A 21,667-nucleotide genomic window follows, 5' to 3' on the forward strand; every position below is an offset into this window, starting at 1 on the left:
AAGACATCGCTATGACAGCCCAAACAACCCTTGCAAATCTGGACCTGACAGCCGCTGAGCTGATGGGCGGCACGCTGGCTGTACGCTCGCCCATTGATGGCGGCATTCTGGCCGAGGTACATGAAACGCCTGCGTCAGGGATGGGCACGGTGTTTGCCAATGCCAAGACGGCATTCAAGGCGTGGCGCACGGTTCCGGCCCCACGCCGGGGCGAGCTGATCCGCCTGCTGGGCGAGGAATTGCGCGCCGCCAAAGACGATTTGGGTGCGCTGGTCAGCTGGGAAGCTGGTAAGATCACCTCGGAAGGTCTGGGTGAAGTGCAGGAGATGATCGACATCTGCGATTTCGCCGTCGGCCTGTCGCGCCAGCTTTATGGTTTGACCATCGCATCTGAGCGCCCGGGCCACCGGATGATGGAAACGTGGCACCCGGCAGGACCGGTGGGCGTGATCTCGGCCTTCAACTTTCCGGTGGCGGTCTGGTCGTGGAATGCCGCGCTGGCGCTGGTCTGCGGTGATCCGGTGATCTGGAAGCCGTCTGAAAAGACGCCTTTGACCGCGATGGCCTGCCAGAAGATCTTTGAACGTGCACTGGCCCGATTTGGTGATGCGCCCGACCACCTGCTGCAGACCCTGATCGGAGGTGCCGCGCTGGGCGAGGCGCTGGTGGCCAGCGAGGACGTGCCGGTCATTTCGGCGACCGGGTCCACACGGATGGGCCGTGCCGTAGCCCCCATCGTGGCGCAGCGGTTCGGGAAATGCATTCTCGAGCTTGGTGGCAATAACGCCATGATCGTGGGCCCTTCGGCCGATCTGGAAATGGCTGTACGCGCGATCGTCTTTTCTGCGGTCGGCACAGCCGGTCAACGCTGCACCACGCTGCGCCGTCTGATCGTTCACAACTCGATCCGCGAAGAACTGGTAAGCCGGTTGAAAAAAGCCTATGCCGGTCTGCCCATCGGCAATCCGCTGATCGAAGGCACTTTGATCGGTCCGCTGGTGGACGAAGCCTCGGGCGCGGCCATGACCGCTGCGCTGGACGCTGCAAAGGCCGAAGGCGGCGCAGTCTTTGGTGGCGACCGCGTGACCGAAAACGTCCCCGCCGGTGTCTATATGCAGCCCGCGATTGTCGAGATGCCTGGCCAGACAGCAACCGTAAAGACCGAAACCTTTGCACCGATCCTCTATGTCATGGGGTACGACGCGTTCGACGAAGCCATCGAATTGCAAAATGACGTACCGCAAGGTCTGTCGTCTTGCGTATTCACTCTGAACATGCGCGAGGCCGAGCAATTCCTGACCGCAGCGGGATCGGATTGTGGCATTGCCAATGTCAATATCGGGCCATCGGGGGCCGAGATCGGTGGCGCATTTGGTGGCGAGAAGGAAACCGGTGGCGGGCGTGAAAGCGGCTCGGATGCGTGGAAGGCCTATATGCGCCGTCAGACCAACACCGTGAACTACTCAGCCGAGCTGCCGCTGGCGCAAGGCGTCAAGTTCGACATCTGATCGTGCTGTCGGCGGTACCTGATGGTGCCGCCGGCTCATCAATCTGCAAACAGATAATCCAATCGCATGATGGCCTGCGCCTGTTCCTGTGAAACATTCAGAAACCGGACAATGGCGTCTTCGTTTTCTGTCCGGTCGCTGGTTTCCCGCAGGCGTGCATGTCGATCCAACGCGGTGCCCCGGATCAATTCGGATTCGTATTCCATCGCGTTGTGCAAGGTTGGGACAAGCCGTGCCACGGTTTCGGTCGGGCTGTCCTGACCGGCCAACCCCACACGGCGGGCGTGGCCGATCAGGTAATCGTCGGAATATTCACACTCGACTTCAAGCACATGGGTTTTGACCTGATCTGCACAGAAGTCCTGAATGATTTCGATATCTGAGGGATCGATGCACAGAACCAGCCGGTTGGTTTCGAAACTTTCAAACAGCATCCGCACAAGAGCACGCCGGTGGCGGGACCGTTTGAGCAAGGTCGTTTCGATGCCGCCAAGATCGGGCAGAGCCGTATCCTGTTCGTTGAACAGATACTCGACACAAGGGATATCGGTTTCGGACTTAATCTGATCGACCAGACGCTTGGCCACATGCCATTTCTTGCACACGATCAGGAAAACATCGCGGTCCGGTCCCAGCGTATTTCCGGCCTCCCAGAACCTTTGCTTGTGGCGGCGTCCGACGCGCCCTCTTGCGGTTAAGAAACTATGGAGATTGCGACCTTCATCCGAGATGTGAAAATCCACCCCATCCGCAGAATAGAGCTGGCCTAACCGGTCCTTCAGCTCATGTGCCTCGGGGCTGATTTTGCGGGCGAACAGAAAATCCTGCCCTAACAGCATGTCGTAATGGTCGTTATAAAATGTCACGGGCATTCCGTAGTCCGAGAACATCAGGAATGTGAGCGTTCGGTTGTCGATCTCTTCACGGGGAACAAGGTGGCGGACAAGCGTTTGAAAGAAAGTCTCATCCGGTATCCAGGTGGTCGAGAAAAAGCGGATTACGTCCGGGCGCTGGGCCAGGAATTCAAAGATCATTTCAACAGTATGACGGCGCAGACACCACCACTGACTGCCGATCATGACCTGGATGTCAGCCGGAACCTCGCGGGTCAGACCAAGTTTTTTCTGTACGTCATAGGATGTATAGAATCGTCTGCTCTGGGTGCGCTCATTGAAGAAATGGCGATAGATCAGCCGGTCTTCTTTCATGCCGGTCTTGATCCAGTTACTGGCAAAAAAGTCGTGGCTTTCGACAAAATCCCTGTCGTTGTCGTTCAGGAACTGATGCGCGTATTCCGCTGTTTTGATCGCCATGCAATCCCCTGACAGCATGTAGAAATGCGTCGCGCGGGGAAAGGCCTTGAGGGCGGCTTGCACTGCGTTCAATGTGGCCTGTACCAAAGACCACTCGCCCCAACCGCATTTGATGCGTTTGGTTGCAAAAGTGACATTCGAATTGGCCTGAAGAGCGCCCTGAATGCGTGCATAGGCCTCGCGACTTGCGCGGGCGTCAAAATGTATGGCCATGCAATCGCCAGCAGCGGTTAGCTGCTCGGCCTGCGCAATGATTGCGTCAGGGTCCTTGTGGCACAACAAAATGTAGGCAATTTTTGCCATTTCAGTTCTTTGTTATCCGTTTCTGCCCGGTTCCCTCTGTGATACTGAGGATGAGCGATTGAATAAACAGATTATTTTTGGTTCTGTAGATACAAAAGCAGGCGCGAATAGTGAGTTACGACCTGTTGAGGAGGCGCAGCAAATGGGTTTTCCCGGTACATGGATGACCGAGAGCGAGAGCATGGTTTACCGTGTTGTCCCGAAATGTGCATGCTCAACCATCGGGCAAATCATGTATTTTTCGGATCATGGCCGTTTTTTTGACGGCGATATCCACGATGCCAAGGACGGGATGCATAAGTGGGCGTTCGGTCCCAGCCAGGAGCCGATTTCGACAAATGTCCGAAATCATAACTCCTTTTCTTTCACCTGCGTGCGGAACCCGTACACGCGAATTCTCAGTTCGTTCTTTGACAAGATCTGTGGAATTCAGCGCAACGGCAAACGGTATCGCGGCAATCTGGTGCCGACGCTGATCTACAATTACGGCATCGAGGTTGGCGGAGAGGACGGTCAGGGTGATTTCGACCAGGTCGCCAGTTTCCGCAGATTCCTGTTATTTGCTCGTGACACGATCAGGTGGCGCAGGCCCATGGACCCGGATATCCACTGGTCCGCCATGTCTGGCCATGTGTCGACCTTTATTGCAAATGGCGGACGATATGATCGCATCTTCTGGACCGAGAAGTTCAACGATGGGATGCAAGGTGTTCTGAGCAACCTGGACACGCCACACAAGGTGGCCCTGTCCGAAATCCCGCGGTTCAACGAATCCGAAGGCCACGGACCCAAACGAAAGCATCCTGTCGAGGACTATTTCGACGACCTGTCGATGCATCTTGTCTACGAGATCTACAAACAGGATTTCGATCTATTCAAATACGATTTTGAAGATCCGGCCAACAAGATGCCGATCGCCGAGATTGATCTGGATGAAGTCCACGCCAAGCTTGGGGATTGAGCTGGAAATCACCTTCTCCCGCCCATCGGCAATGTATCTTGCGAAACATCTCCTCTGGTTGGGCCTGGCGCCGCGCTATGCGCCGCGCCAGGCCCAAGACCGAAGCCGATAGCGCTAGAAGGCGCGGGAGCGCTTTGGGAATTGATTGGGCCGGATCAGTTGATTTGGTGTCCGGCCCTTATGTCTTAGACCTCCCGCACGGCCCCTTTTGCCGCGCTTGTTGTCAGTTTGGCATAGGCTTTGAGCGCGGTTGAGACTTTGCGCTTGCGGGGCGCTGCCGGTATCCAGCCTTTTGCATCCTGCTCCTGGCGTCGTTCGGCAAGCACTTCATCTGAGACTGCCAGATGGATCGAGCGGTTCGGGATGTCGATTTCGATCTGGTCACCCTGACGCACCAACCCGATCACACCGCCTTCGGCTGCTTCGGGTGAGACGTGGCCGATCGACAGGCCGGAGGTTCCACCCGAGAACCGTCCATCCGTCAGCAAAGCACAGGCTTTACCCAGACCTTTGGATTTCAGGTAAGACGTCGGGTACAGCATCTCCTGCATGCCCGGCCCGCCGCGCGGGCCTTCATAGCGGATGACCACCACGTCGCCCTCTTTGACCTTGCTGGTCAGAATGTCGTTCACCGCCTGATCCTGGCTTTCGCAGACATAGGCCGACCCGGTGAAGGTCAGGCTGGCCGGATCGACACCGGCTGTTTTCACGATACAGCCGTCGCGGGCAATATTGCCGAACAGAACCGCCAGACCGCCATCCTGGCTGAACGCATGTTCTTTCGACCGGATCACACCGCTTTCGCGGTCCGTGTCCAGCTCTTTGTACCGGTTTGACTGGCTGAAGGCCTGCGTGGTGCGCACACCGCCCGGCGCGGCCTTGAACAAGTCTTGCGCCTTGGGGTTGTTGGCCACCTTGATGTCCCAATTGGCAATCGCCTCACCCATCGTGCCGGAATGGACCGTGCTGCAATCCTCGTGCAGCAACCCGGCGCGGCTGAGTTCCCCGAGAATTGAGAAGATGCCACCGGCGCGGTGGACGTCTTCCATATGCACATTTTCGGTATTGGGTGCGACTTTGCACAGACAGGGCACCTGACGGCTGAGACGGTCCATGTCGGTCATTGTGAAATCCACCTCGCCCTCATGCGCGATGGCCAGCAGATGCAGCACCGTGTTGGTCGATCCGCCCATGGCGATATCCAGGCTCATGGCGTTTTCGAACGCCTCGAACGTGGCGATTTCGCGCGGGAGGAAGCCTTTCTCGTCCAGATCATAGTGCCGTTTGGTGATCTCGACGATCCGGCGACCGGCTTCAAGGAACAGCTCTTTGCGGTCCGCATGTGTGGCCAGAGTCGAGCCGTTGCCCGGCAGCGCCAGACCCAGCGCCTCGGCCAGACAGTTCATCGAGTTGGCGGTGAACATGCCCGAGCACGACCCGCAAGTCGGGCAGGCGTTTTCCTCGATATGCTGAACCTGTTCATCGGTGAACTTGTCGTCAGCGGCGGCCACCATAGCGTCCACGAGGTCGATCTTTTTGGCGTCCAGATCAGCGATGTCGATCTTGCCCGCCTCCATTGGCCCACCCGAGACGAAAATGGCGGGGATGTTCAGGCGCATCGCGGCCATCAGCATGCCGGGCGTGATCTTGTCGCAGTTCGAGATACACACCATCGCATCGGCGCAATGGGCGTTGACCATATATTCAACTGAATCCGCGATTACCTCACGTGAGGGCAGCGAATACAGCATCCCGTCATGTCCCATGGCGATACCGTCATCCACCGCGATGGTGTTGAATTCTTTGGCGACACCGCCTGCGGCTTCGACCTCGCGGGCGACCATCTGGCCCAGATCCTTCAGGTGCACGTGGCCCGGCACGAACTGGGTGAACGAGTTGACGATGGCGATGATCGGCTTGCCGAAATCGTCGTCGCCCATGCCAGTCGCGCGCCACAGGCCGCGGGCACCGGCCATGTTGCGGCCATGGGTTGAGGTTCTGGATCGGTACAATGGCATGATGCTGTTTCCCTTTTGCCTCGGGTTGCATGTCTTGGGGTTTGTGCGTTATAGCGCACGTACCACATGTGCGCTATAACGCACAAGAGGATTCGAAAGACGGCATCATGGCACCGGACGAGATCACGCTGAAATTACGGGACATGCGGGCGGCATCCGGGCTGAGCCTGTCCAAAGTCGCCGAGATGACAGGCGTCAGCAAAGCCATGCTGGGGCAGATCGAGCGTGGCGAATCCAGCCCAACCATCGCCACTTTGTGGAAGATCGCCAAGGGGTTCCAACTGCCGCTGAGCGCGCTGATTGAAACCGCGAATGGGGACCCCTCTGTTTTTCAGACCGTGACTTTTCCGGGCAGCATCGAGGTCAAGATCGTCTTTCCGTTTGATTCCGCGCTAGGGGCCGAAACCTTTCACGTCAGTCTGACCCCAAACCAATGCCACGAGTCGCCCGCGCATGCGGCGGGCGTGACCGAAGAGGTCTTTGTCCTTTCCGGTACGCTTGAAATTCTGCGTGGTGAGGCCTGGGTGCCGCTAAACGCTGGACAGGGTCTGCGTTTTGCCGCCGATCTGCCGCATGGCTATCGTGCGGGCGCGCAGGGGGCAGCGTTTTTGAACATGCACCATTATGGGCAACACAGCGAGTTTCCTGAAAACGGCAAGGGCTGATCATGACTGCGTTTCTTGACACTTTGACCATCGCGGATGGAATCGGCTCAATCGGGGCGATGATCGTGGTCGCTGCGTATTTCGCCACGCAGATGCGGATGATGAATTCCGACGACCTGGCCTTTCCAGTGGTAAACCTGTTGGGGTCAATTCTGATCGTCTATTCGCTGTTTGAGAACTTCAATTTGGCCTCGATGCTGATCGAATCCTTCTGGATTTTGATCAGTCTGATCGGGATCGCTCAGTTTTTCCGCCTCAGGCGGGCCCGTTAGCGGTACAGGCCGCCATCCAGCCTTGAACAGACATGCGCGCGCGTATAGGGACAAACCAAGCGCGCATAGGGGAGGCATTGATGCAGGACGATCCCAAAACCCTCGTTTCAACCGAATGGCTTGCGGCCCATCTCAAGGATCCGGACCTGCGGGTCCTGGACGGATCATGGTATCTGCCGCAACACGGACGCGACGCCAAAGCGGAATATGACGCGACCCATATCCCCGGCGCGAGATTCTTTGACATTGATGATATTGCCGATCTTCGGTCGGACCTGCCGCATATGGTGCCTCCGGTCGAGAAATTCATGTCGCGCCTGCGGGCGATGGGCGTGGGGGATGGCCATCAGGTGGTGGTCTATGACGGCTCGGGGCTGTCCTCGGCTGCGCGGGTCTGGTGGATGTTCCGCCTGATGGGGCAGGACAACATTGCCGTGCTGGACGGTGGCTTGCCGAAATGGCTGGCCGAGGGGCGAGAGGTTGAAGACCTGCCGCCTGTTATCCGCGACCGCCACATGACCGTGCGGGTTCAGAACCATCTTGTGCGTGATGTCACGCAGGTATCTGCCGCCGCCAAGCTGGGGGATCACGAGATCATTGACGCACGCGCAGCCGGCCGCTTCGCAGGTACCGATCCCGAGCCGCGCGAAGGGCTGCGGTCTGGTCGTATCCCCGGATCACGAAACGTCCCCTTCGGCACCTTGCTGAACAAGAATCACACGATGAAATCGCCCGAGGAATGCCGCGCCATTTTCGAGGCCGCTGGCGTCGACCTGTCGAAACCGGCGATTACCTCATGCGGGTCGGGTGTGACTGCCGCGATTCTCAGCCTTGCGCTCGAGCGCATGGGCAAGAAAGACCACTCGCTTTATGACGGCTCCTGGGCTGAATGGGGTGCCTTCCCGACCCTGCCCGTCGCAACCGGAGAGACCTGATGTTTGAACATCTCAAGCCGCAACCTGCCGACAAGATTCTAGCGCTGATGCAGATGTACCGCGAAGACCCGCGCGATCAGAAGATCGATTTGGGTGTTGGCGTCTACAAGAATGCCGAAGGGGTGACCCCGGTGATGCGTGCGGTGAAAGCGGCCGAAAAGCGCATTCTGGAAGAGCAGGAAAGCAAGGCCTATACCGGTCTGGCTGGTGATCCGGCCTATGCAGATGCGATGATTGACCTGATCCTGCGCACATCGGTGCCGCGTGGCAACATTGCCGCTGTGGCTACGCCCGGCGGAACCGGTGCTTGCCGTCAGGCATTTGAGATGATCCGCATGGCCAACCCCTCGGCCCGCGTGTTCGTCTCGAACCCGACCTGGCCAAACCATCTGTCGATCCTGAATTACCTGGGGATCGAAGCGGTTCCATACCGCTATTTCGATGGCGAGACTCGTGGCGTCGATTTCGACGGCATGATTGCCGATCTGAAAACCGCCAAGTCGGGCGATGTGGTGTTGTTGCACGGCTGCTGCCACAACCCGACCGGGGCCAACCTGAACCTGGTGCAGTGGCAGGAAGTGGTGAACATCATCAACGAGCTTGGCCTCGTGGCGATGATCGACATTGCCTATCAGGGTTTTGGCGACGGTCTGGAAGAGGATGCGCAGGCGACCCGCCTTGTTGCGTCTTCAGTCAAGGAATGCCTGATCGCGGCGTCGTGTTCCAAGAATTTCGGCGTCTACCGTGAACGCACGGGCCTATTGATGGCAATCAGCGCGGATGCGGGACAGACCGCGTTGAACCAGAGCATGCTGGCCTTTCTGAACCGCCAGAACTATTCATTCCCGCCCGACCACGGCGCGCGCGTGGTCACCACGATCCTGACCGACCCCGTCCTGCGGGCCGACTGGGAGGCCGAGCTGGAAGAGATCCGCTTGTCCATGCTGGGGCTGCGCCAGCAACTGGCCGATGAGCTGCAACGCCACAGCGGCTCCGACCGGTTCGGCTTTGTCGCCCAGCATCGCGGCATGTTCTCGCGCTTGGGCGCGGCACCGGAACTGGTGGAACAACTGCGCGCTGATCACGGCATCTACATGGTCGGCGACAGCCGTCTGAACATTGCCGGGCTGAATGCCAACACGGTTCCGATTCTGGCCAAAGCGATTATCGACGTCGGAGTTTAAATCTGCGGAAAAAAAAGAAACCCGGGCGACACCGCCCGGGTTTTTTGTTGGATTGGGTTGGATATCAGCCCTTGGAGAACTCTGGGTACGCTTCCATGCCCAGTTCCGCCATGTCCAGGCCGTTGATCTCATCCTCTTCGCTGACTCGAATGCCGACGGTGGCCTTCAGGATCGACCACAGGATCAAAGCGCCGACAAAGGTGAACAGACCGTAGGCGAGGATACCCAGCAGCTGCGTACCCAGGCTGGCTTCGCCGTAAAAGATCACGGCGATGGTGCCCCAGATCCCGGCGAACAGGTGAACCGGGATGGCACCGACCACGTCATCGATCTTGAACTTGTCCAGCATCGGGACCGCAAAGACCACGATGATACCGCCTACGGCACCGATCCACAGTGCGCCGAACAGCGTCGGGGCCAGCGGTTCCGCAGTGATCGACACCAGGCCGGCCAGCGCGCCGTTCAGCACCATGGTCAGGTCAGGTTTTTTGTACAGCAGCTGTGTCAGGATCAGGGCTGCCACTGCGCCTGCCGCTGCGGCCATGTTGGTGTTAGCAAAGATGCGCGACACGTCGGATACGTCACCCACGGTTCCCATCGCCAGCTGCGAGCCGCCGTTGAAGCCGAACCATCCCAGCCACAGGATGAATGTCCCCAAAGTGGCCAGCGCCAGGTTCGAACCGGGCATCGGATGAACCTTGCCGTCTTTGTACTTGCCAATCCGCGGACCCAGGATCAGGGCACCTGCCAGAGCCGCCCAGCCGCCAACCGAATGCACGATGGTCGAGCCAGCAAAATCTGAGAAACCAGCCTCGGACAACCAGCCACCGCCCCACTGCCACGAGCCAGAGATCGGGTACATGACGCCGGTCAGAACAATCACGAAAACCAGGAAGGGCCACAGCTTGATACGTTCAGCTACAGCACCCGATACGATCGACGCAGTTGCGGCCACAAACACCAGCTGGAAGAAGAAGTCCGAACCAACCGAAGCATAATCCAATGCCGCGGCGTCAGCACCCACGCCCACCGGATCCAGGACCGTGGTTTTGAAGAACGGTCCAACCCACCCCGCGATGGTCCAGCCGTCGCCGGGGTACATCAGGTTGAAGCCGATCAGCCAGTACATGATCGCGGCAAAGGAAAACAGCGCCACGTTCTTGATCATCTGCATGGCCACGTTTTTCGACCGCACCAGCCCGCCTTCGAGCATGGCAAAGCCGGCGGCCATGAAGAACACCAGGAACCCTGCCATCAGAAACAGCAGCGTGGTGAAGATGTATTGTGTGTGCAGCGCGGCTTCGCCGGTGGCGGCCTCCTGCGCTAGGCCAATCTGCGGCAGCGCGACTATCGCGGCGGCAGGGATGAGAGATTTCATCAGGTTCATTGTCAGTCCTCGAATAGTGTTGAGTGGGGGCGCTTAAAGCGCCTCTTCGTTCGTTTCCCCGGTCCGCACGCGCAGGGCCTGCTCAACGTCGAGGACGAAAATCTTGCCGTCGCCGATCTTGCCGGTCTTGGCGGATTTGGTGATGGTTTCTACGATCTGGTCGGCCATCGTGGCGGGCACCACGATCTCAAGCTTGATCTTGGGTACAAAGTTCACCGCGTATTCGGCACCGCGATAGATTTCCGTGTGCCCCGATTGCGAGCCGAAGCCCTTGATCTCGGTTACCATCATGCCGCGTATGCCCGCGTCGGTCAGTGCCTCGCGCACCTCCTCGAGCTTGAACGGTTTGATTGTTGCAATAATCAGTTTCACGCTGTTCCCCTCTGCTTCCCCGGTCTGTCCGGCGTGTTTGCACCTGCAGAAAAAGAGCGTGCCAAAGCTGTGTAAGGAACGGTTCAGTGGTCAAATTCGGGAGGAATTGGTGAGTGAGTGCACAATTTTTGCACAGATTCTGCATATCGACTAAAATATAGGCGCGTTAGAGAGGGTGCATTCCGGAAATTCAGACCTCTACTTCATCGGTATAGCAGGGTATGGTGCCTCAAAACGATAACCGGGCAGAGTTTGAGCATGACTGAGTCCAGGCGCCGCAAGGCACCGCTTGTGGCGGACAAAAGATACGCGTCGAAGGGGCGAAAACCCACGGCGACCAAAGGCACTGCGAAGCCCGCAGGCAAAAAGGCTGCGGCGCGCAAAACGACAACCCGCAAAAGCACACGGAGAAAGACACGCCGGAAATCCGGCGGTGGTGGTGGCTTTTTTCGCCGGTTGTTTCGCTGGGTCTGGCGCCTGATCTGGGGGGTAAGCTGGCGCGTGGGCGCTGTGGCTGCCCTGTTGCTGGCGCTGGCTGTCGGGGTTGTCTATACCTCTTTGCCTGATGTCGATGCTTTGCTAGACGGGCGCGCGCGCGGGTCGGTCACGTTGTTGGATCGGGATGGCAAAGTCTTTGCCTGGCGTGGGGATCAGTTCGGCGGGGTAATCACCGCGGACACGGTTTCTCCGTATCTGAAGAATGCAGTGGTCGCCACCGAGGACAAGCGATTCTACCGCCATTTCGGCGTCAGTCCGCGGGGTGTCGCTAGCGCTGTGCGTATCAACCTGCGCGAAGGGCGCGGGCCTTTGTCTGGCCATGGCGGGTCGACGATCACCCAGCAGACGGCCAAGCTGTTGTGTCTGGGCGTGCCTTATGTGCCCAGCGAATGGGAGTCTGAGGCCGCCTATGAGGCTGATTGCCGTCAGGGATCCCTTTGGCGCAAGGGCAAAGAGGCTGTCTATGCGATCGCGATGGAGGTCAAATACTCCAAGGATGAAATCCTGACCATCTATCTGAACCGTGCCTTCCTCGGGTCCGGTGCGCGGGGCTTTGAGGCGGCAAGCCAGCGCTATTTCGGGATTTCTGCCGCCGAGGTCAGCCCCTCGCAGGCGGCGATGCTGGCAGGTCTGCTGGTTGCCCCGACGCGGTATGCGCCGACAAATAACCTGCAACGCTCGCAGGATAGGGCGCAGTTGGTGATTGGGCTGATGGAGGCGCAGGGCTATCTGACCACTGCCCAGGCCAGCGGGGCGCGCAGCAACCCGGCGCAATTGTCTGCGGCTGCGGCTGCACGCGCCGGTGGGTATTTTGCCGATTGGGTCATCACGGAACTGCCCAGCTTTTTCGGCTCGGACACCACCGATGACGTGGTGATCCGGACGACGCTGGACCAGCGCCTGCAGAAATCCGCAGAAGAGGCATTGCAATATATCTTCAAGGAAAAGGTCCGCGAAGGGTCCAAGGCGCAGGCCGCGATTGTGGTGATGTCCGCAGATGGGGCCGTGCGCGCCATGGTCGGCGGGCGCAAGACCCGCGTATCGGGCGCCTTCAACCGGGCCACACAGGCGCTGAGGCAAACAGGGTCGTCCTTCAAACCCTTCGTCTATGCTACCGCGCTGGAACTGGGCTATTCGCCTCTGGATACGGTGGTGGACGAGCCCTATTGCATCAATATCGCCGGTTCGGGGCAATGGTGCCCCAAGAACTACACCAACAAGCATTATGGGCGCGTCACGCTTGCTGATGCCCTCAAGAACTCGTTGAACATCCCGGCCGTGAAAGTGGCCGAGGTTGCCGGTTTGGAAAATGTCCGTACCGTCGCCAGTGAGTTTGGCATTGAAAGCAATCTGGCCGAGGGACCCGCGCTGGCGCTGGGCGCATCGGAAAGCACGTTGATCGAGATGACGGGGGCCTATGCCGGTATCCTGAACGGCGGTTCTGCAGTTGAGCCCTATGGGTTGACCGAGCTGAAGCTGCTGGGAGACGACGCTCCTCTGATGGCGACGAGCACCGGCATCGGTGAGCGGGTGATCAACGATAAGGCTGCCAAGCAACTGACCTGGATGATGGAACGTGTCGTGTCCGAAGGCACGGGCGGACGCGCGAAACTGCCCGGCTGGCAGGTGGCAGGTAAGACTGGCACCACGCAGGCGGCGCGGGATGCCTGGTTCATCGGGTTCACGGCCGATTACGTCGCCGGGGTCTGGATGGGGTATGACGACAACACCCCCCTGTCCGGCGTGACTGGCGGCGGGTTGCCAGCCGAGATTTGGAAAGAGACGATGGTGCGCGTGACCGAGGGGATGACGCCCTCTCCGCTGCCGATGTTGGCCCCCGATCCGCCCGTCCGGCAAGAGCAACCCAGGCGTCAGCGCCGCAATCAGGGCAATGGGTTCGAAAATGCGATCAACAACCTGCTGAACAACATCTTTGGCAACTGATGTAGGCAAGGAAAAGTCGGCGCGCAGGGTCAGCCAATGACAGCATATGGTGCAGAATGCCCGATTCGCATCCGTATCAACGTGAATTCCATCTCTGAACTGCTCTGCCGCTGCCAACATTGCAACTTCCGATATGCGGACAAAGCCGACCTTGGAGAAAAGCGAGGTAATGCTTGAAAAATCTTGCTTCCGCTGGGATGGTTTATCCGACAGAATTTTCTGAGGAATTTCGAATGCATTTTCCCAAACTTGCCGCAGTTTCGTCGATTGCTCTTGCAATAACCAGTTCGCAAGCGCTCTCCCAGGATGGGGGACCGATACTGTTCACAAACGTCAACGTGTTTGATGGTGTGAATGAGGAAATGATTGCAAATGCCAATGTCGTTGTAACCGACAATCTGATCACAGAAGTTTCCTTAGAACCCCTTTCAGTCGCCAATGGTATCGTCATCGATGGCGGCGGGCGCACGTTGATGCCGGGTCTGATCGACGTACACTGGCACACGCTTTACTGTTGCAATCCGCAGAGTGTGGTTGTGACCGGCGATATTCTTGAGGTCGCGGTGCGGGGTGCCATCGGGTCCGAAGGCACGTTAATGCGCGGCTTCACTACGGTGCGCGACGTTGGCGGCAATTCATTTGCCATAAAACGGATGATTGACGCAGGCGAGATCGAAGGCCCCCGTATTCTGCCGTCCGGCCCACCCGTGACACAAACCGGCGGCCACTTTGACTATCGCCCCTACCAAGCGGTTCCGACGAACGGCGCGGATTCGCAATGGTACTGGTACAGCGTTGGTTTGATGGCGCAGGCTGATGGTGTTCCGGAAGTGGTCAAACGCGCGCGTGAAATCATGCGCATGGGCGCAAGCCAGCTTAAGATTTCCACCGGTGGCGGGGTGTCATCTACCTATGACCCTCTGGATGTACGCCAATACACCAAGGCCGAAATCGAGGCATTCGTAGAGGTGGCTGACACCTACAACACCTATGTTGCATCTCATGTCTTCACGGACGAGGCAGTGGAGATAGCCGTTGCCGCTGGCGTTAAGTCCATCGAGCATGGCTTCTTGATGAGCCGCGAAACGATGGAACTGATGCGCGACAACGACGTGTGGTTGTCAGTGCAGCCTCTTCTGGATGACGAGGATGGCTTTTCTTTCGACGACCCTGTTAGCCAGCAGAAATGGATCGACGTCACCAACGGTACAGATTTCACCTACAAAACGGCGAAAGAAGTTGGCGTGAAAGTCGCTTTCGGCACCGACATCCTGTTCGATCCCAAACTGGCCGAACGTCAAGGCGCGTTCCTTGCCAAGTTGCAGCGCTGGTACACGCCATACGAGGTGCTGAAAATGGCGACTTCAACCAATGCTGAACTGCTCAAACTCTCAGGCCCGCGCCACCCCTATCAACAAGGCGATTTGGGTGTAATCGCAAAGGGCGCTTATGCCGACTTAATCCTTGTGGACGGCAATCCGCTGCAAGATATCGACCTGATCGCAGACCCGCATGAGAATTTCGATCTGATCATGAAAGACGGCAAAGTCTACAAGAACACGCTGGACTGAGTTCCAGATGAAGTCCTTTGCTCAAAGCCAGCTTTGTAACGGCTGCTCGGGGCTCAATGCAGACTAACGTCGTCCGTGGCAAGAGCCCGAGCAGACTACGTGCCAGTGATCCACGCCATCGGCTATAGTTGGGCGGCGCATCTGGCGCCGCCTCTATTTTCGGGTGTGACCTCTGATCAGAGGCTGTCGTCCAGCGCCGCCAGAATCGCGTCGCCCATTTCCGTGGTGGAAACCGGCGTGACGCCTTCATCCGCCAGCAGGTCGCCGGTGCGGACGCCATCAGCCAGGACTTTTTCGATCGCAGCTTCCAGTCGGTCAGCCTCGGCCCCCTGATCGAAGCTGTAGCGCAGGGCCATGGCAAAGCTCAGGATACAGGCGATCGGGTTGGCTTTGCCCTGACCGGCGATATCGGGGGCGGAACCGTGGACCGGCTCGTACATCGCCTTGGGGCGGCCATTGGCCATTGGTGAGCCCAAGGAGGCGGACGGCAGCATGCCCAGTGAACCGGTCAGCATCGCGGCACAGTCCGACAGGATGTCACCAAACAGGTTGTCAGTGACGATCACATCAAACTGCTTGGGCGCACGCACCAGCTGCATCGCGCCATTGTCGGCATACATGTGGCTCAGCTCGACCTCGGGATAGTCCTGAGCGACCCGGTTTACGACTTCGCGCCATAGAATGCCGGATTCCATGACATTGGCCTTTTCCATCGAGCACAGTTTCTTGTTCCGGCGCATCGCCAGCTCAAAAGCCGAGCGTGCGGCGCGTTCGATCTCGGATTCGGTATAGCGCTGGGTGTTGATGCCGACGCGTTCATTGCCTTCCTCGAAGATGCCGCGCGGCTCACCGAAATAGACGCCCGAGGTCAGCTCGCGCACGATCATGATATCCAGACCGGCAACGATGTCTTTCTTCAGCGACGAGAAATCCGCCAGCGCGTCAAAGCATTGTGCCGGGCGCAGGTTCGAATACAGGTCCATCTCTTTGCGCAGCCGCAGCAAGCCGCGCTCGGGCTTGAGGCTGAAATCCAGATCGTCGTATTTGGGTCCACCAACAGCACCCAGCAGAACTGCGTCCGCCTCCTGCGCCTTGGCCATGGTTTCGTCCGACAGCGGCTTGCCATGGGCGTCATAGGCGGCACCGCCGACCAGATCCTCGCTCACGTCGAATTCCAGGCCGCGCTTGGCACCGAACCAGTCGATGATGCGGCGCACTTCGGCCATGACTTCGGGGCCAATTCCGTCTCCGGGCAGGATGAGGAGCGAGGGGTTGGACATGAAGGATCTCCTTGCGTTTGACAGCAAAGGCCCTAGCGCCTGCGCCGCATCGGGTCAATGAGACGAACCGGCCTAAACGCAGGTTCTGGACGGGAAATCGGGTTTCCGTGCCCTTGCTACGTCACGGATAGTGTGAATCGGTCAGAGATCGGCCTTTATCCCTTCGGCCAACATATCCCAGACTCGTCGGATTCGTGTCGTTTGCCGCATCGCCTGCGGTGCGGCAAGCCAAACCGGCAGCGCAGGGATTTCGACGTTTATGTCCAAAACCTCTACCTCTGGGTCGGCCTCGGCAACTCTCACGGCGCTAAAACCAATACCGCAGCCCGCGCGGACCAGTTCCCAATAGGCAGTCTGAAAGTCGCAGCGTGTGGCAAAGTTGTCCCGGTTCACGGGCCAGCCCATTTCGCGCATGCCGATAATGATCTGCTCGTTCGCATCAAACCCGACAAGGTCATGACTCAACAGATCGTCGGGAGAATTGGGGCGGCCGGCACGATCCAGATAGGACCGGCTTGCGCAAAAGCACAGTCTGATTTCCCCCAGATGTTTCGTGATGATGTCCATCTGTTCCGGCCGAAACATCCGCACTGCGATATCGGCCTCGCGGTAGAGCAGGTTCTCGGTGGCATCGGTGGCGACCAGTTCCAGTTGTATCGCGGGTTCTGCTGCCCGTATTTGGGCCAGAATCGGCGGCAGCAGGTGATGAGAGGCAAAGACCGACGCGGTGATGCGCACCGACCCTTCCAATTCCTGAGACTGGCCTGCGGCCGTTAGGCTGAACGCGTTCATGGCTACGTGCATCTGTTGCGCCATCGGGAAAAGCTGCGCTCCGACTTCACTTAGCTTCAAGCCCCGCGCATGCCTGTCAAACAGCGAGACGCCAAGCTCATCCTCAAGTGCGTGGATCTGGCGACCCAGCGTGGGCTGGCTGCGGTTCAACTGCCGGGCAGCGGCAGACAAAGATCCGGTTTCCGCTACGGCCAGAAAGCTCTGGATCAGAGACCAGTCAGAGTGGGTGATAGATTTGTCCATTCAAAAATGAATACACGTTCTGCGTTTGGCGGCAATTCCTGAATTGAACTGAATGGCTCATATTAGATGGACAAGAGGAGGCTTATATGACGGGAACAGTCCTTATTCTGGGTGCGACGGGTCGGTTTGGACGCAATGCCGCAATAGCTTTTCGCGAGGCGGGCTGGACCGTACACTGCTTTGATCGCAAGACGCAGGACCTGAAGCGATCTGTCGAAGGGGTGGATGTTGTAGTCAATGCCTGGAATCCGGCCTATCCGGACTGGGCGCGACAAGTCCCCGAACTGCATCGTGACGTGATCAATGCGGCAGCGGATCACGGTGCAACTGTGATCCTTCCCGGCAATGTCTATGTTTTTGGCGCGCAAACGCCGGGGCCATGGTCGGGTGCAACACCGCATGCGGCGCAAAATACCCTGGGCAGGATCCGGGTTGAGATGGAAGAAGCCTATCGAAAATCCTCGGTAAGAACGATTCTTCTCAGGGCAGGTGATTTCATCGACACTTGCGCCTCGGGGAACTGGTTCGATCAGGTCATGATCAAGCCTTTGGCACGCGGCAAGATGGTTTATCCCGGTCGCCCGGATATCCCACACGCCTGGGCCTATCTGCCCGACCTCACCCGAGCGGCCGTTGCGTTGGCTGATATCCGCCAGGACCTTCCCCGGTTCTGCGAGGTTCCTTATGCCGGGTTTACCCTGACCGGCCGGGATATTGCGCAATCCTTGTCGCGGGTGACCGGTGCCGAAATAGCCGTCAGCCCCATGAAATGGTGGCCGATTCAGGCACTGCGGCCTTTCTGGAAGTTGGCGCCACATCTGGTTGAGATGCGCTATCTATGGGATCTGCCGCATAGTTTGGACGGCGCATTCTTTGACGACCTTATTCCTGGATTTCAGACGACCGACTTGGACGCGGCGATGGCTTCTGCGATCCCGAAAACAGCCAAGCAGAAAGCGACTTTGGTCAGAACTGCCCGGGCCTGACCAGCGTTAGCGATGTCCCAGGTCCACCCAGACAAGCCGGTGCCGGCTGGCCTGTTCGGCGATTGCGCGCAGGTCTGCGCCCGTGTCGGGCCAAAAGATGCCCGCATCCACAACGCGTAGATCTGCCGAGGGCAGAACGTAATCTACCCGCATTTCTCCGACGGCTTTCCACTTAACCGTGGCCAATGCCCCCGAGGGGGTGGCAGGCTTTGCATCCTGCAACCGCGGGTCTGCCAGCAAGCCCTGGATAGCCTCTTTCCGGCCTTCCCCGCGCGTGGGATCCAGATTTGCATCCCCAGCAATCACGAAAGGCCCGAGTGGGGCAGGGCCTAGAGCACCGTCCAGCACAGCGTTCCACAAGCGAATTTCGTCACGATTGCGCAACCCGTTCCGGTCCTCGGGTCCGTCGAAAACGGGCGGGGTCGCGTGAAATGTCATCAGGTTCAGGTGGCCGATCGGGGACTCGATTGGTACGATCCAATGTGCCACCGAGGACAGTCGCTGAATGCGCTGGGCGGCTTCAGAGGGAAATGGCGTGCCATCGACCGTCGGCAGATCAGCCCCCGGCAGGTCGCGCCACAGTACTCCTGAGAAATCCTGCATGTCGTCATGGCCTATGGGAAACCGGGACAGAATGGCCAGCCCGCCCTGACCGGTGAACTCGCCATAGCCTTGGGAATCTCTTGGTCCATTGGCCTGCCCGTCCCCGTCCAGATCCAGGCTGGTTTCCATTCCTGAATTAGGCTTGGCGGTAAAGTGATAGGGATAGTCCAGTCCCTCGTTGCGCAGCGCCTCACCGAATGCGGTCAGCGTTTCGCCATTGAGATCCCAGTCGATGCCCTGCAAGGCAACGATATCGGGTTGGGTTTCCAACAACACCCGCATCACAGCGCGAACCTGTGCATCCCCGCGCCGGATATCGCGCAGCAGAATGCCCGGTCCTTTACGGCTGAGTTCGGTGTTGAAGGTGGCTATGCGTATCGTCTCTGCCTGTGCCGCGAAAGGCAGCAAAAGCAGCAGAAAAATGCGAATCATGCGGTCTGTGTTGATTCAGTCGTAGAATAGGCGCGGCGTTTTTCGACAATCAGGTTTGCAATGCGCAGTGTCGCCATTCCTCGCATGATCATGCTAGCAGGCAGAAAGGCCCAAGCGCTCAACGTCCAGATCAGCGTCTGGGGGCTGTTCAGCGAGATCGGGCTCACATAATCGGTCAGGATCTTGATCAGAGCCGGGATTACAAACGGCAGCAGGACGCCGATCGAGATGTTCAACCGTCCATCACGCTGCAGACGGGTAACGACATCGCCACCCTTGGTCGGATCGAACAGCGGCAGATTGGTCCAGACGTTGAAGGCTCCGTTTCCGGTGGGCCAACCACGCATTTTCACCGCGTAGTAGAAACTGGCGATTGTGACCATAGCTGCGACATAGGCCACACTGGCAGCGATACGAACAAGTTCGATCAGCGGCGCGCTTGCGTTGACAGGCAGCATCAACACGATCAGACGCACGGGTGAATAGGGGAAATCGACCACATTGGCGACGCCCAACCCGATCACATAAAAACCTGAGGTTAATTCTGTCGGCGAATAGGCGTTTTTGCAGATCAGCGTCAGGAAAGCGACCATCGAAACCAGCCCAACAAAGCGCAGGCGGTTCACCGGTGGTGCGTCGCGAAATTCAATAAAGCTTGGGAAGGCCGAATTATATTCGGCGAAGGTCAGGAAAAACGCGAGAATGGCGAGAAAGACGACAATCTCGGTCCCATTCGTTGATGATACGGGCAAGTACAACGCGGGTGTCAGCACCAAAAGTGCAACCAATATTCCCCGAATTGCCGCCCCTGTTGTGCGCGCAATCACTATCCGAACCCTTTCAAACTGGATTAGCCGATTCTTTGCCGACTTCATTCCAACTTGTGCCTGCCACGTTACCGTTGCAGCAGATGTCATCTCTCACCAATGTTTTGCCTTGGTGGGTGCCTGTACCCGCCGACATTGGCGATAAGCGACATTTCGCTCAAGCCAGGTGGCAGAAAACACTCAATTTTGGGCAAAATGATGGCGCAACTGGTGCGGGATTGCATCATTTTTGACGCAAATCCGACGTGTGTTTCAAGTCGAGACCTATATGTAGTGGTTTCGCCGTTCAGAACCCCAAGAAGGCGAATGGGGACGCCGTGGCGTCCCCATAAAGTTGAGTATCAACAGATTCGTTCCCAGAATCACACCCAGGGGCGTGCCTGGCCCGCATGATCCTCGAACTTCTCGATGTGATGGTCTTTTTCCATCGTCAGGCCAATATCGTCCAGACCGTTCAGCAGGCAGTGCTTACGATGAGAATCCACCTCGAATTCGATCACGACACCATCGGATGTGGTGATCTGCTGATCTTCCAGATGCACGGTCATGCGGGCGTTTTCGCCTCTATGCGCGTCTTCCATCAGAACCGCATGATGTTCTTCCTCGACCACGATGGGCAGGATGCCGTTCTTGAAGCAGTTGTTGAAGAAGATGTCGGCAAAGCTGGTCGAGATCACAACCTTGATGCCGAAATCCTTGATCGCCCAGGGCGCGTGTTCGCGCGATGAGCCGCAGCCGAAATTGTCGCCGGCCACCAGAATCTCGGTTTGCCGATAAGCGGGTTTGTTCAGAATGAACTCTTCATTCTCACCGCCGTGATCATGATAGCGCATCTCGTCAAACAGTACGACGCCAAGGCCGGATCGTTTGATCGTTTTCAGGTGCACTTTCGGAATGATCATATCGGTGTCGATATTGATCAATGGCATCGGGGCGGCCACCCCGTGGACTTTGTCAAACTTTTCCATGTCTACACTCCTGCGGGGGAGGGCCGCGCCCATGCCCCGCGTTTAAGCTTGTTTCGCTTCAGTTGTTTCGCCTTTGGGTGCGTCTTTGATGAAGAGCGCCATGAACACCAGGCCCAGACCGTTGAACACCATCTCGATCCCCAGCAGGATGCCGAGAAGTTGCAACAGCACGACAGGATCGGTTGCTGCGAACCGCCAGATGAGCATCGCCAGAACAATCGACATCACGCCCGAGATCAGTGTCGCCCAGAAATACTGCGTACCTTTCATCTGGAACGACAAAATGACCCGCGCGATACCGCCTGCCATGAACAGGATCAGGCAGACCGTCGCCAGCGTCACGGTGCCCTGCAGCGGGTGATCCAGGAAGGACCAGCCCAGAAACAGCATCACCGCACCCATAATAAGCGACAGGATTTTGTTGCCGGTGCCCTCGACGGTGAACCCACCGACCACCTGCAATGCCCCTGAAATCAGCAGCAGTACGCCGGTCACCACCGTTACGGCAATCGACGCCACTGCAGGCGCGCCCAGCACAAAAAGGCCGAACACTATGGACAGAAGCCCCATCAGGAGCCATTTGATCCAGTCACTCATGTCTTAAA

At 58.1% G+C, this 21,667-nt stretch carries 19 protein-coding genes; 9 read left to right on the plus strand and 10 right to left on the minus strand.

From position 1 onward, the window contains the following. Window positions 1–11: 11 nt before the first annotated feature. On the plus strand, window positions 12–1,508 hold the full coding sequence (gene amaB / locus AC2FJV_RS12835) for an L-piperidine-6-carboxylate dehydrogenase (protein ID WP_496703792.1): 1,497 nt from the start codon (window positions 12–14) through the stop codon (window positions 1,506–1,508). A 38-nt stretch (window positions 1,509–1,546) separates the two neighbouring features. Here the strand turns inward: amaB and AC2FJV_RS12840 are convergent, their stop codons facing one another. Further along, a complete protein-coding gene (locus AC2FJV_RS12840) occupies window positions 1,547–3,124 on the minus strand; it encodes a DUF5928 domain-containing protein (protein ID WP_496679507.1) in 1,578 nt (525 codons plus the stop codon). A 142-nt stretch (window positions 3,125–3,266) separates the two neighbouring features. Here AC2FJV_RS12840 and AC2FJV_RS12845 point away from each other — a divergent pair, with 142 nt between their 5' ends. Further along, window positions 3,267–4,085 (plus strand): sulfotransferase family protein, encoded by an 819-nt coding sequence (locus AC2FJV_RS12845; RefSeq protein ID WP_142638414.1) that lies wholly within the window; start codon window positions 3,267–3,269, stop codon window positions 4,083–4,085. 185 nt (window positions 4,086–4,270) lie between these two features. Here the strand turns inward: AC2FJV_RS12845 and ilvD are convergent, their stop codons facing one another. Further along, the gene (ilvD, locus tag AC2FJV_RS12850) at window positions 4,271–6,103 is read right to left on the minus strand and encodes a dihydroxy-acid dehydratase (RefSeq protein ID WP_496713888.1); all 1,833 of its coding nucleotides are present in this window, start codon (window positions 6,101–6,103) and stop codon (window positions 4,271–4,273) included. A gap of 107 nt (window positions 6,104–6,210) precedes the next feature. Between ilvD and AC2FJV_RS12855 the strand changes: the two genes are divergently transcribed. The 4 genes from AC2FJV_RS12855 (at window position 6,211) to AC2FJV_RS12870 (ending at window position 9,159) form a co-directional block, all read left to right on the plus strand. Next, a complete protein-coding gene (locus AC2FJV_RS12855) occupies window positions 6,211–6,768 on the plus strand; it encodes a helix-turn-helix domain-containing protein (protein WP_142638464.1) in 558 nt (185 codons plus the stop codon). Window positions 6,769–6,770: 2 nt separating this feature from the next. Then, complete coding sequence (locus tag AC2FJV_RS12860; protein WP_142638410.1) at window positions 6,771–7,040, plus strand: CBU_0592 family membrane protein; 270 nt, start codon at window positions 6,771–6,773, stop codon at window positions 7,038–7,040. Between the two features lie 80 nt (window positions 7,041–7,120). Then, window positions 7,121–7,975 (plus strand): 3-mercaptopyruvate sulfurtransferase, encoded by an 855-nt coding sequence (gene sseA, locus AC2FJV_RS12865; RefSeq protein WP_142638408.1) that lies wholly within the window; start codon window positions 7,121–7,123, stop codon window positions 7,973–7,975. Next, window positions 7,975–9,159, plus strand: coding sequence for an amino acid aminotransferase (locus tag AC2FJV_RS12870; protein WP_496713889.1), 1,185 nt, complete (start codon window positions 7,975–7,977; stop codon window positions 9,157–9,159). Before sseA ends, AC2FJV_RS12870 begins: the two co-directional genes overlap by 1 nt. Window positions 9,160–9,223: 64 nt before the next feature. Here the strand turns inward: AC2FJV_RS12870 and AC2FJV_RS12875 are convergent, their stop codons facing one another. Both AC2FJV_RS12875 and AC2FJV_RS12880 read right to left on the minus strand, forming a co-directional pair. Continuing rightward, the gene (locus AC2FJV_RS12875; protein ID WP_281973849.1) at window positions 9,224–10,546 is read right to left on the minus strand and encodes an ammonium transporter; all 1,323 of its coding nucleotides are present in this window, start codon (window positions 10,544–10,546) and stop codon (window positions 9,224–9,226) included. A 33-nt stretch (window positions 10,547–10,579) separates the two neighbouring features. Beyond that, window positions 10,580–10,918, minus strand: a complete 339-nt coding sequence (locus AC2FJV_RS12880) for a P-II family nitrogen regulator (protein ID WP_142638403.1) — start codon at window positions 10,916–10,918, stop codon at window positions 10,580–10,582. Window positions 10,919–11,176: 258 nt separating this feature from the next. Between AC2FJV_RS12880 and AC2FJV_RS12885 the strand changes: the two genes are divergently transcribed. Further along, window positions 11,177–13,360 carry a transglycosylase domain-containing protein gene (locus tag AC2FJV_RS12885; protein WP_496713890.1) on the plus strand — a complete coding sequence of 728 codons (2,184 nt, stop codon included), beginning with the start codon at window positions 11,177–11,179 and terminating at the stop codon, window positions 13,358–13,360. A gap of 233 nt (window positions 13,361–13,593) precedes the next feature. Beyond that, window positions 13,594–14,931: a metal-dependent hydrolase family protein gene (locus tag AC2FJV_RS12890; RefSeq protein WP_496713891.1), complete on the plus strand. Its 1,338-nt coding sequence runs from the start codon at window positions 13,594–13,596 to the stop codon at window positions 14,929–14,931. Window positions 14,932–15,107: 176 nt separating this feature from the next. Here the strand turns inward: AC2FJV_RS12890 and leuB are convergent, their stop codons facing one another. Continuing rightward, window positions 15,108–16,211, minus strand: coding sequence for a 3-isopropylmalate dehydrogenase (gene leuB, locus AC2FJV_RS12895; RefSeq protein ID WP_142638396.1), 1,104 nt, complete (start codon window positions 16,209–16,211; stop codon window positions 15,108–15,110). Window positions 16,212–16,352: 141 nt separating this feature from the next. Then, window positions 16,353–17,246 (minus strand): LysR family transcriptional regulator, encoded by an 894-nt coding sequence (locus tag AC2FJV_RS12900; protein WP_496689880.1) that lies wholly within the window; start codon window positions 17,244–17,246, stop codon window positions 16,353–16,355. Between the two features lie 86 nt (window positions 17,247–17,332). Between AC2FJV_RS12900 and AC2FJV_RS12905 the strand changes: the two genes are divergently transcribed. Beyond that, window positions 17,333–18,232, plus strand: a complete 900-nt coding sequence (locus AC2FJV_RS12905; RefSeq protein WP_496713892.1) for a sugar nucleotide-binding protein — start codon at window positions 17,333–17,335, stop codon at window positions 18,230–18,232. A gap of 6 nt (window positions 18,233–18,238) precedes the next feature. Here the strand turns inward: AC2FJV_RS12905 and AC2FJV_RS12910 are convergent, their stop codons facing one another. The 4 genes from AC2FJV_RS12910 to AC2FJV_RS12925 form a co-directional block, all read right to left on the minus strand. Then, window positions 18,239–19,267, minus strand: a complete 1,029-nt coding sequence (locus AC2FJV_RS12910; RefSeq protein WP_496713893.1) for an endonuclease/exonuclease/phosphatase family protein — start codon at window positions 19,265–19,267, stop codon at window positions 18,239–18,241. Further along, entirely contained in the window at window positions 19,264–20,094 is an 831-nt protein-coding gene (locus tag AC2FJV_RS12915; protein ID WP_142638388.1) for a hypothetical protein, read from the minus strand. Before AC2FJV_RS12915 ends, AC2FJV_RS12910 begins: the two co-directional genes overlap by 4 nt. Before the next feature lie 362 nt (window positions 20,095–20,456). After that, complete coding sequence (leuD, locus tag AC2FJV_RS12920) at window positions 20,457–21,062, minus strand: 3-isopropylmalate dehydratase small subunit (RefSeq protein ID WP_142638386.1); 606 nt, start codon at window positions 21,060–21,062, stop codon at window positions 20,457–20,459. A 42-nt stretch (window positions 21,063–21,104) separates the two neighbouring features. Beyond that, complete coding sequence (locus AC2FJV_RS12925) at window positions 21,105–21,659, minus strand: HdeD family acid-resistance protein (RefSeq protein ID WP_271950915.1); 555 nt, start codon at window positions 21,657–21,659, stop codon at window positions 21,105–21,107. Window positions 21,660–21,667: the final 8 nt, after the last annotated feature.

This window comes from Ruegeria sp. CDSA241, assembly GCF_059611265.1.